Genomic DNA, 9,491 nt, shown 5'->3' with positions numbered 1-9,491 from the left:
TTTATTTCGAAGTATTTTGCGAGAAACTCGTTCAACTTCAAACACTTGACTCGCTTGCGATCTCTCGTAGCGGGAGGCGAATTCTACAGCGTTACAAGCTGCTGTCAACTACCTTTTTCACCGCTGCCGATCAGAAGATCGAAGCACCTCCAGTACTGCCTGAAACATCTAACTCGTTGATAATCAAGGAGTTTTCCGTTCCAACTACGCTGGAAGTGGGGCGCATTATAAGGGGATCTGAGAGGCCGTCAACCCTTAATTTCAATAAACCGTAATATTGTTGAAATTAGGGTCAGAATCGCGGGGCGAGCCCGCTTCCACAGGTGCAGCAGGGCTCAACAGAGAGCGGCAATGCAGTTAAAGCGCTAAAAGCAAAGCGGGGAGGCCTTTCGGCCTCCCCGCGTTCTATCTATATAGCAGCGAACATCCTTCTATATAGAAGCAGCCCTTACTCCGCCTTCAGCGAGATCCGCGCGAAGGCCTTCTTACCCGCCTGGCAGATATGGCTGGCACCAATGGCAAACACGAAGCTCCGATCAACCACCTCACCATCGACCTTCACGCTACCTGCATTGAGCAGGTCACGGGCTGCAGCCGAGTTCTTCACCAGACCAGCCTTGTTCAGAATGGCAGCAATCGGCATGTCTTCAGCCGCGCCGATTTCGATCTCGGGAATGTCTTCCGGCAGCTCACCATCCTTCATGCGATTACCCGCAGCACGGTGAGCATTGGCCGCTGCCTCTTCACCATGGAAGCGCGCAACGATCTCTTCAGCCAGCTTGATCTTAATGTCTCGCGGGTTAGCCCCCTTCTCGACATCGGCACGCAGCTGCTCGATCTCTTCCATGGAACGGAAGCTCAGGAGTTCGAAGTAACGCCACATCAAGGTATCGGGGATCGACACCAGCTTGCTGTACATCACCCCTGGTGCTTCCTGGATGCCGACGTAGTTGCCCAGCGACTTGGACATCTTCTTCACACCGTCCAAACCTTCGAGCAACGGCATAGTGACGATGTTCTGCGCCTCCTGGCCGTAGGCGCGCTGCAATTCGCGGCCCATCAGCAGGTTGAACTTCTGGTCGGTACCGCCCAGCTCGACGTCCGCCTTCAGCGCGACCGAGTCGTACCCCTGCACCAGCGGGTAGAGGAACTCATGGATCGCGATCGGCTGATTGGTGGTGTAACGCTTGTCGAAGTCGTCACGCTCAAGCATTCGCGCCACGGTGTACTGCGAAGCCAGGCGAATGAAGTCGGCTGGGGTGAGCTTGTCCATCCAAGTGGAGTTGAAAGCGACTTCGGTCTTGGCCGGGTCGAGGATCTTGAACACCTGCTGCTTATAGGTCTCGGCATTGTCCAGGACCTGCTCACGGGTCAGCGGCGGACGCGTGGCGCTCTTGCCGCTCGGATCACCGATCATGCCGGTGAAATCACCGATCAAGAAGATCACCTGGTGACCCAGATCCTGGAACTGGCGCAGCTTGTTGATCAACACCGTATGGCCCAAGTGCAGATCGGGCGCCGTCGGGTCAAAGCCCGCTTTGATACGCAGCGGCTGACCGCGCTTGAGCTTTTCGACCAGCTCCGACTCGACCAACACCTCTTCCGCACCGCGCTTGATAAGCGCCAGCTGCTCTTCAACCGACTTCATAGAAAGACCCGCAAGGCTCAGATTCAAAGGGAGCCAACCATACAAGATCGGCCGTCAAATACAAGTTTGGCAATGGAATGTGACCTACCTGGCGCCTTGCGGCGTCTACGCGCCCTTGCGCGAAACCGGATTTGGTTATATTTTATACAGTTATTTCATCTTCATCATGTCATTCATCTTTTCCATTTCACCTTTTTCAAAGTCACCTTCCTATGACCAACGAAACGCCTAAAGCGCCTCCGCTTTATCCGAAAAGCCATCTGTTGGCCGCGAGCGGCATTGCCGCCCTCCTCAGCCTGGCCTTGCTGGTGTTCCCTTCGAGCGAAGTGGAAGCCAAGAAAACCACCCTCAGCCTTGAGCTGGAAACCCCAGCCGAGCAGCTCACAGACGAATCCAACGCTGCACCGCTGGTGCAGACTCAAGGCGAACAAGGCTCCCCCTTCGCCCAGATTGAAAACGCTGATGCCCCGGCCGCGAAAACCGCTGAAGCTCCAAGTGCTGAAAGCAAGCCCGAAGCCGAGGCCAAGGCGCCAGGTCATCGTGAGGTGGTGGTTGCCCGCGGCGATACCCTTTCGACCCTGTTCGCCAAGGTTGGCCTGCCAGCCAATGTCGTGCATGACGTGCTGGCCAGCGGCAAGCAAGCCAAGCAGTTCAGCCAGCTCAAGCATGGCCAGGTGCTGCAGTTCGAACTCGACAAAGACGGCCAGTTGACCAACCTGCACAGCAAAGTCAGCAGCCTTGAAACCATCCGCCTGAGCAAAACCGACAAGGGCTATACCTTCGCCCGCGAAGTCAGCAAGCCTGTGGTGCGCACCGCCTACGCCCACGGCGTGATCAAGAGCTCACTGTCGGCTTCGGCCCAACGCGCCGGCTTGTCGCACAGCATGACCATGGATATGGCGCGGGTGCTCGGCTACGACATCGACTTCGCCCAAGACATCCGCCCAGGCGACGAATTCGATGTGGTCTACGAGCAGAAGGTCATGGATGGCAAGGTGGTCGGCACCGGCAACATTCTCTCTGCACGCTTCACCAACCGCGGCAAGACCTACACCGCCGTGCGCTACACCAACAAACAGGGCAACACCAACTACTACACGGCCGATGGCAACAGCCTGCGCAAGGCATTCATCCGCACCCCCGTAGACTTTGCCCGGATCAGCTCGCGCTTCTCGAATGGGCGTAAGCACCCGATCCTGAACAAGATCCGCGCGCACAAGGGCGTCGATTATGCAGCCCCTCGCGGCACGCCAATCAAGGCTGCTGGCGATGGCCGGATCGAACTGGCTGGCCGTCGCGGCGGTTACGGCAACACCGTGATCATCGCCCATGGCAACCGCTACAAGACGCTCTACGGCCATATGCAAGGCTTCGCTAAAGGCATCAAGACCGGCAGCTCGGTCAAGCAAGGGCAGATCATCGGCTACATCGGCACCACTGGCTTGTCCACCGGACCGCATTTGCACTACGAGTTCCAAGTCAATGGCGTGCACGTCGACCCACTGAGCCAGAAAGTGCCTATGGCCGATCCAATCGCCAAAGCCGAGCGCCAACGTTTCATGCAGCAGAGCCAACCGCTGATCGCTCGCATGGATCAGGAAAAGGCCACCCTGCTCGCCGCGAACAAGCGCTGAGCTTATGGCGCTCTACCTGGGGGTGATGTCCGGAACCAGCCTCGATGGCCTGGACATCGCCTTGATCGAACACCACGAGCAGCCGCGGCTGCTCGCCACCCACTATCTACCCATGCCTGCCGATTTGCGTCAGGAGTTGCTCGGCCTGTGCGCCAGCGGCCCTGACGAGATAGCCCGCGCTGCCCTGGCAGAAAACCGCTGGGCGAGCCTCGCAGCAGAAGGCATCAAACACCTGCTTGCGGCACAGGGCTTGGAGCCCGAGGCCATTCGCGCGATCGGCAGCCATGGCCAGACCATCCGTCACGAACCTGCCCGCGGCTTTACCGTGCAGATTGGCAACCCAGCCCTGCTGGCCGAGCTCACGGGTATCTGTGTGGTGGGGGATTTCCGCCGCCGCGATGTCGCCGCCGGCGGGCAAGGTGCTCCCCTGGTACCGGCCTTCCACGAGGCGCTGTTCAGCCACATCGGCCAGCGGCTGGCGGTGCTCAATGTCGGTGGCTTCAGTAACCTCAGCCTGATTGACCAGGCCACGCCAGTGCATGGCTTTGACTGTGGCCCTGGCAATGTTCTGCTGGACGCCTGGATCGAACGCAAACACGCCCAGCCCTACGACGCCGACGGCGCATGGGCTGCCAGCGGCACAGTGATCGAAAGCCTGCTCGGTCGTTTACTGGCCGATCCGTTCTTTGCCGGCAGCGGCCCAAAAAGCACCGGCCGCGAAGTGTTCAACTTGCCTTGGCTGGACAGCCATCTGGCCGAGCTGACGACGTATCGCGACGAAGATGTGCAGGCCACACTGCTCGAGCTGACCGCACGCAGCATCGTTGACTCACTACGTAACGCCCAGACAGGCACCGAAGCCATGCTGGTGTGCGGCGGCGGTGCCCGCAACGGCGCACTGATGCGGCGCTTGGCCGCCCTGCTGCCCGGCGTACAGGTTGCCAGTACCGCAGCGCATGGCATCGATCCGGACTGGGTCGAGGCCATGGCGTTCGCCTGGCTTGCCCACTGCTGCCTGGAAGGCATCCCCGCCAATCGCCCGAGCGTGACAGCGGCCAAGGGTTTGCGCGTTCTCGGCGCCATCTATCCAGCTTGAAGCAACAGCACAAAGCAAAACGCCGCGCAATTGCGCGGCGTTTTGCATAGCGATGATTAGATCGAGAACGAAGATCCGCAGCCGCAGGTCGTAGCAGCGTTAGGGTTCTTGATCACGAAGCGCGAGCCCTCCAGACCTTCCTGGTAATCCACTTCCGCGCCCGCCAGGTACTGGTAACTCATCGGATCGACCACCAGCGAAACACCTTCGCGTTCGACGATGGTGTCGTCTTCAGCGACTTCTTCATCGAAGGTGAAGCCATACTGGAAGCCCGAGCAACCGCCACCTGTCACGAATACACGCAACTTCAGACGATCATTGCCCTCTTCGCTAACCAGAGTCTTCACCTTGTGTGCAGCACCTTGGGTGAATTCCAAAGCCGTGGGGGTGAAGGATTCGACGCTCATGTTGACTCTCCCGGCGCAGTGCCGCCATAAAACTCGATGACGCGCATTATCCGCTTCTCCGAGAAAATCGGTCAACAATTGTGCGGCTTTAGTCGCCCCCAATGAAAAGCCCCGCACTCGGCGGGGCTTTTCATCAATACAGTGCTTTACGGCAACAGGCCCGCGTGGGACAGGCCCATACGCTCATCCAGGCCGAACAGGATGTTGAGGTTCTGCACAGCCTGGCCAGACGCGCCCTTGACCAGATTGTCGATCACCGACAGCACCACCACCAGATCACCACCCTGCGGGCGATGCACAGCGATTCGACAGACGTTGGCACCACGCACGCTACGGGTTTCCGGGTGGCTACCGGCCGGCATTACATCGACGAACGGTTCGTTGGCATAACGTTTCTCGAACAACGCCTGCAGGTCGACCGAGGTATCGACCACAGTCGCGTACAACGTGGCATGGATACCGCGGATCATCGGCGTCAGGTGCGGCACGAAGGTCAGGCCGATGTCCTGGCCGGCAGCCTGGCGCAGGCCCTGACTGATTTCCGGCAGGTGCCGGTGGCCCTTGACCGCGTAGGCCTTCATGCTCTCGCCCGACTCACAAAATAGCGAGCCCACCGCCGCACCACGGCCAGCACCACTGACCCCCGACTTGCAGTCGGCAATCAGTCGCGAAGGGTCAGCCAGGCCCGCTTCGAGCAATGGCAGGAAACCCAGCTGGGTGGCGGTTGGATAGCAACCCGGCACGGCGATCAGGCGCGCCTGGCGGATCTTCTCGCGGTTCACTTCAGGCAGCCCGTAGACCGCGTCCTTGAGTAGCTCCGGTGCGCCATGCGGCTGGCCGTACCATTTGCCCCACTCAACCGCGTCTTGCAGACGGAAATCCGCGGACAGGTCGATCACCTTGGTGCCAGCGGCCAGTAGTTCGCCGGCCAGGGCGTGGGCCACACCGTGCGGCGTGGCGAAGAACACCACGTCGCAGGCAGCCAGGGTCTTGCTGTCCGGCACGCTGAAAGCCAGGCCGTCATAGTGACCGCGCAGGTTCGGATACATGTCGGCAACCGCCACACCGGCCTCGGAGCGCGAGGTGATGACCGCAACCTCGGCCTGAGGGTGCTGCGCCAGCAGACGCAACAGTTCGACGCCGGTGTAACCCGTGCCGCCGACGATACCGACCTTGATCATAACGCTTGCCCCTTATCAACGATCCGACTGGAAAGCGCACGATAATAGGGGCGCTAGCCGCCTGTAACAACTCTTGGGATGCACCTGGAGGCGCTTCACCACTACTATCTGACGACCGTGAAAACCTGAAGGAACACCCTCCATGCTTTATCTATGGATCAAGGCGCTGCATATCGTCAGCGTGGTCTGCTGGTTCGCCGGCCTGTTCTACTTGCCGCGCCTGTTCGTCTACCACGCCCAGAGCCAGGACAGCATCAGTCAAGAACGCTTCACCGTGATGGAGCGCAAGCTGTACCGCGGCATCATGAACCCCGCGATGATCGCCACATTCGTCTTCGGCATCTGGATGCTCTACCTCACCCCCGGCTGGCTGAGCCAAGGCTGGCTGCATGCCAAGCTCACTTTGGTGATCCTGCTGACCGGCTACCATCACATGTGCGGCGCGCAGCGCAAACGCTTCGCCGCTGGCACCAACACCCGCAGTCACGTGTTTTACCGCTGGTTCAATGAAGTGCCCGTGGTGATTCTGCTAGGTATCGTAATTCTGGTGGTGGTCAAACCGTTCTGAGCTAATCAGCCGTCCGCATAGGAATCCTGCCATGTCATTGCCAGCCCTGCTCGAACAACGCCTGCGCCTACCGGTAGTCGCAGCGCCGATGTTCCTGATCTCCAACCCACAGTTGGTCCTGGCGTGCTGCGCCAATGGCGTGGTGGGCAGCTTCCCAGCCCTCAACCAACGCGACAGCGCTGGCTTCAAGGCTTGGCTGGAGGAAATCGAGGCAGGCCTGGGGAATTTGTCGGCGCCAGCGCCCTATGCGGTCAACCTGATCGTCCACCCGAGCAACCCGCGTTTGCAGGCGGATCTGGCCTTGTGCGTCGAACACCGCGTGCCAATTGTCATCACCAGCCTTGGCGCGGTGAAGGAAGTGGTCGACGCAGTGCACAGTTATGGCGGCCTGGTGTTTCATGATGTCACCACTCGCCGCCATGCGCAGAAAGCTGCCGAAGCCGGAGTCGATGGCCTGATTGCGGTGGCGGCAGGCGCCGGTGGGCATGCAGGCACCTGGAGCCCATTCGCCCTGGCCGCTGAAATCCGCCAGTTCTTCGACAAGACCCTGCTGCTGGCCGGCTGCATCAACCACGGCGAGCAAGTACTCGCCGCACAACTACTGGGCGCAGACCTGGCCTACATGGGGACGCGCTTCATCGCCACTCAAGAAAGCCAGGCCCCGAGTGTCTACAAAAACATGCTGATCGAAGCCCAGGCGGCCGACATCATTCATACCCCTGCTGTCTCCGGTGTCCCGGCAAGCTTCCTGCGGCAAAGTCTGGAGCAGGCCGGCTACGACCTGGCGAGCCTGAAGAGCAGTCATGAACAGGCCCGCCTCAAGCCCCTGGACGAAGAAGCCAAGGCCTGGAAAACAGTCTGGTCCGCCGGCCAGGGTGTCGGTGAAATCCACGATCTACCGACCACTCAGGCACTGATCGAACGCCTGCATGGCGAGTACCGTCAAGCCGTTGCGCGCACTCGCCAACTGCCGCTTTGAGCCCACTCGCAAAAGGCAACAACTTGCCCGGACAGGCTGTACACTAGGCGCCCTCTTCAGCCGCCCCAGGAGCCCTGCATGACCCGTTACGCCATGATCACCGGAGCTTCCAGCGGCTTGGGCCTAGCCCTGGCGGAAGCCCTGGCACGGCGCGGGCGCAACCTGATCCTGGTGGCACGCCATCGAGAAACCCTGGAACCGCTGGCCATCGAGCTGACCCAGCGCTTTGGCGTCGAGGTGCTGCTGCGCGCCTGCGACCTCAGCCAGCCCCTGCGCCTGTCTGGCTTCGTCCTGGAGCTTGAAGAAGGCGAACGGCGCATCGACCTGCTGGTGAACTGCGCAGGCCAACGTACCTACGGCCCGTTCCTCGCCCATGAATGGGCCGACGAGCAGGACCTGCTGGAGGTCAACATCCTGGCCCTGACCCGGCTGTGCCATGCCATCGGCAACCTGATGGCGGTACAGGGCGGCGGGCAGATCCTCAACGTTGCCTCATTGGCCAGTGCCGCTCCCGGCCCGTGGATGGCCTGCTATGCCGCCAGCAAGGCGTATGTGCTGAGCTTTTCCGAAGCGCTGCGCGAAGAGCTGGGGCGTACCGGGATCAAAGTCTCGGTCCTCTGCCCAGGTCCGGTCCGCTCGGCCAGGCGGCACATTCCTCGCCTGGAAACTGGCAAGCGCTGCCTGAGCGCCGAAGAAGTCGCGCTCTACACCGTGCGTGCGCTGGATAAAAACCGCGCGCTGATCATGCCCGGTCGGCGCAATCGCTGGCTGGCAAGGCTGCCACGGGTGCTGCCGCGCTGGTTGGCGCGCAAGCTGGCCGGCATCATCAATCGCCGCTACAGCCCGCTCGAAGCGCAATAGCACTGGGCGAGCGACGCCGCGCTGAGTACACTCGGCCCGGACCCTCACCATGGAGCAAGTGCTGTGGAGACTCTCTTCACCAAGATCATCAACCGGGAAATCCCGGCCAAGATCATCTACGAGGACGACCAGGTTCTGGCCTTCCACGATATCGCCCCACAGGCGCCGGTGCATTTTCTGGTCATCCCGAAAAAGCCCATTCGTACCCTCAACGACCTGACCGAAGAAGACAAAGGCCTGGCCGGCCACATCCTCTTCACCGCCCAGCGCCTGGCTAAGGAATTGGGCTGCGAGGATGGTTTCCGGGTGGTCATGAACTGCAACGAACTGGGCGGCCAGACGGTCTACCATATTCACATGCACGTGCTCGGCCAACGCCAGATGCACTGGCCACCGGGCTGATCCAAGGCAAGCCCCGGTCAGGGGATTGCGGTAAACTGTCGGGCATCACTCTTGCGGAGGTGCCCGATGGCTACCGAACGTCACTATTCGCCGCTCGACCGCTTGTTGCTGCAGGCCGATACCGCCATGCGCACCTTGCTGCCCTTCAGCGGCCAACCTTCCCGCCCTTCCCCGGCCATCGTCCAACCGGACGCCGAGCTGGACGAAACCCAAACCCGGCACATCGCCGGCCTGATGCGCATCAACCATACCGGTGAAGTGTGCGCCCAGGCGCTCTACCAAGGCCAAGCCCTGACCGCCAAGCTGCCGCAAGTGCGCAAGGCCATGGAGCACGCCGCCGAGGAAGAGATCGACCATTTGGCCTGGTGCGAACAACGCATTCGCCAATTGGGCAGCCATCCCAGTGTGCTCAACCCGCTGTTCTATGGCATGTCGTTCGGCATCGGCGCGCTAGCCGGCCTGGTCAGTGACAAAGTCAGCCTGGGCTTTGTTGCCGCCACCGAGCATCAGGTGTGCAAGCACCTGGACGAACATCTCGAGCAACTGCCGAGCGAGGACGAAAAATCCCGCGCGATTCTTGAACAGATGCGTGTCGATGAAGAGCACCATGCCGAATCGGCGCTCGAAGCGGGCGGTTATCGCTTCCCCGCACCGGTACGCTTTGGCATGAGCCTGATGGCTAAAGTGATGACCAAGAGCACTTACCGCATCTAGG

At 60.7% G+C, this 9,491-nt stretch carries 11 protein-coding genes; 8 read left to right on the top strand and 3 right to left on the bottom strand.

The features are described from left to right. A partial coding sequence (locus ACI2JX_RS14135; RefSeq protein WP_404690312.1) for a hypothetical protein occupies nucleotides 1-275 on the top strand: 275 nt, incomplete at its 5' end. A 173-nt stretch (nucleotides 276-448) separates the two neighbouring features. On the opposite strand, the gene tyrS is transcribed toward ACI2JX_RS14135, so the two are convergent. Then, the gene (gene tyrS / locus ACI2JX_RS14130) at nucleotides 449-1,648 is read right to left on the bottom strand and encodes a tyrosine--tRNA ligase (protein WP_368972972.1); all 1,200 of its coding nucleotides are present in this window, start codon (nucleotides 1,646-1,648) and stop codon (nucleotides 449-451) included. A 212-nt stretch (nucleotides 1,649-1,860) separates the two neighbouring features. Between tyrS and ACI2JX_RS14125 the strand changes: the two genes are divergently transcribed. Beyond that, entirely contained in the window at nucleotides 1,861-3,282 is a 1,422-nt protein-coding gene (locus ACI2JX_RS14125; RefSeq protein WP_404690311.1) for a peptidoglycan DD-metalloendopeptidase family protein, read from the top strand. Between the two features lie 4 nt (nucleotides 3,283-3,286). Next, nucleotides 3,287-4,378: an anhydro-N-acetylmuramic acid kinase gene (locus ACI2JX_RS14120; RefSeq protein WP_404690310.1), complete on the top strand. Its 1,092-nt coding sequence runs from the start codon at nucleotides 3,287-3,289 to the stop codon at nucleotides 4,376-4,378. Between the two features lie 56 nt (nucleotides 4,379-4,434). On the opposite strand, the gene erpA is transcribed toward ACI2JX_RS14120, so the two are convergent. Continuing rightward, on the bottom strand, nucleotides 4,435-4,785 hold the full coding sequence (gene erpA / locus ACI2JX_RS14115; RefSeq protein WP_186552650.1) for an iron-sulfur cluster insertion protein ErpA: 351 nt from the start codon (nucleotides 4,783-4,785) through the stop codon (nucleotides 4,435-4,437). A 146-nt stretch (nucleotides 4,786-4,931) separates the two neighbouring features. Continuing rightward, nucleotides 4,932-5,966, bottom strand: coding sequence for an N-acetyl-gamma-glutamyl-phosphate reductase (gene argC / locus ACI2JX_RS14110; protein ID WP_264235372.1), 1,035 nt, complete (start codon nucleotides 5,964-5,966; stop codon nucleotides 4,932-4,934). Nucleotides 5,967-6,108: 142 nt separating this feature from the next. On the opposite strand from argC, the gene hemJ reads away from it, so the two are divergent. The 5 genes from hemJ to coq7 all read left to right on the top strand — a co-directional run bounded on the left by hemJ (nucleotide 6,109) and on the right by coq7 (nucleotide 9,490). Next, complete coding sequence (hemJ, locus tag ACI2JX_RS14105) at nucleotides 6,109-6,534, top strand: protoporphyrinogen oxidase HemJ (protein ID WP_186552652.1); 426 nt, start codon at nucleotides 6,109-6,111, stop codon at nucleotides 6,532-6,534. 31 nt (nucleotides 6,535-6,565) lie between these two features. Then, complete coding sequence (locus ACI2JX_RS14100) at nucleotides 6,566-7,513, top strand: NAD(P)H-dependent flavin oxidoreductase (RefSeq protein ID WP_404690309.1); 948 nt, start codon at nucleotides 6,566-6,568, stop codon at nucleotides 7,511-7,513. A gap of 78 nt (nucleotides 7,514-7,591) precedes the next feature. Continuing rightward, entirely contained in the window at nucleotides 7,592-8,374 is a 783-nt protein-coding gene (locus ACI2JX_RS14095) for an SDR family oxidoreductase (RefSeq protein ID WP_264235370.1), read from the top strand. 63 nt (nucleotides 8,375-8,437) lie between these two features. Next, nucleotides 8,438-8,776 (top strand): histidine triad nucleotide-binding protein, encoded by a 339-nt coding sequence (locus ACI2JX_RS14090; protein ID WP_028942126.1) that lies wholly within the window; start codon nucleotides 8,438-8,440, stop codon nucleotides 8,774-8,776. A 66-nt stretch (nucleotides 8,777-8,842) separates the two neighbouring features. Continuing rightward, nucleotides 8,843-9,490 (top strand): 2-polyprenyl-3-methyl-6-methoxy-1,4-benzoquinone monooxygenase, encoded by a 648-nt coding sequence (coq7, locus tag ACI2JX_RS14085; RefSeq protein WP_186552656.1) that lies wholly within the window; start codon nucleotides 8,843-8,845, stop codon nucleotides 9,488-9,490. Nucleotide 9,491 lies beyond the last annotated feature (1 nt).

The sequence above is a fragment of the Pseudomonas sp. NPDC088890 genome, assembly GCF_044900155.1.
Lineage (GTDB): Bacteria > Pseudomonadota > Gammaproteobacteria > Pseudomonadales > Pseudomonadaceae > Aquipseudomonas > Aquipseudomonas urmiensis.
The sequence above is the reverse complement of the archived record's forward strand: the minus strand, read 5'-3'. Positions and strand labels throughout refer to the sequence as shown.

What these genes read in the sequence shown, in the direction of transcription:
- erpA (WP_186552650.1), bottom strand. Translation starts at nt 4,785, where the DNA reads ATGAGCGTCGAATCCTTCACCCCCACGGCTTTGGAATTCACCCAAGGT.
- ACI2JX_RS14095 (WP_264235370.1), top strand. Translation starts at nt 7,592, where the DNA reads ATGACCCGTTACGCCATGATCACCGGAGCTTCCAGCGGCTTGGGCCTA.
- argC (WP_264235372.1), bottom strand. Translation starts at nt 5,966, where the DNA reads ATGATCAAGGTCGGTATCGTCGGCGGCACGGGTTACACCGGCGTCGAA.
- ACI2JX_RS14120 (WP_404690310.1), top strand. Translation starts at nt 3,287, where the DNA reads ATGGCGCTCTACCTGGGGGTGATGTCCGGAACCAGCCTCGATGGCCTG.
- ACI2JX_RS14125 (WP_404690311.1), top strand. Translation starts at nt 1,861, where the DNA reads ATGACCAACGAAACGCCTAAAGCGCCTCCGCTTTATCCGAAAAGCCAT.
- coq7 (WP_186552656.1), top strand. Translation starts at nt 8,843, where the DNA reads ATGGCTACCGAACGTCACTATTCGCCGCTCGACCGCTTGTTGCTGCAG.
- hemJ (WP_186552652.1), top strand. Translation starts at nt 6,109, where the DNA reads ATGCTTTATCTATGGATCAAGGCGCTGCATATCGTCAGCGTGGTCTGC.
- ACI2JX_RS14100 (WP_404690309.1), top strand. Translation starts at nt 6,566, where the DNA reads ATGTCATTGCCAGCCCTGCTCGAACAACGCCTGCGCCTACCGGTAGTC.
- tyrS (WP_368972972.1), bottom strand. Translation starts at nt 1,648, where the DNA reads ATGAAGTCGGTTGAAGAGCAGCTGGCGCTTATCAAGCGCGGTGCGGAA.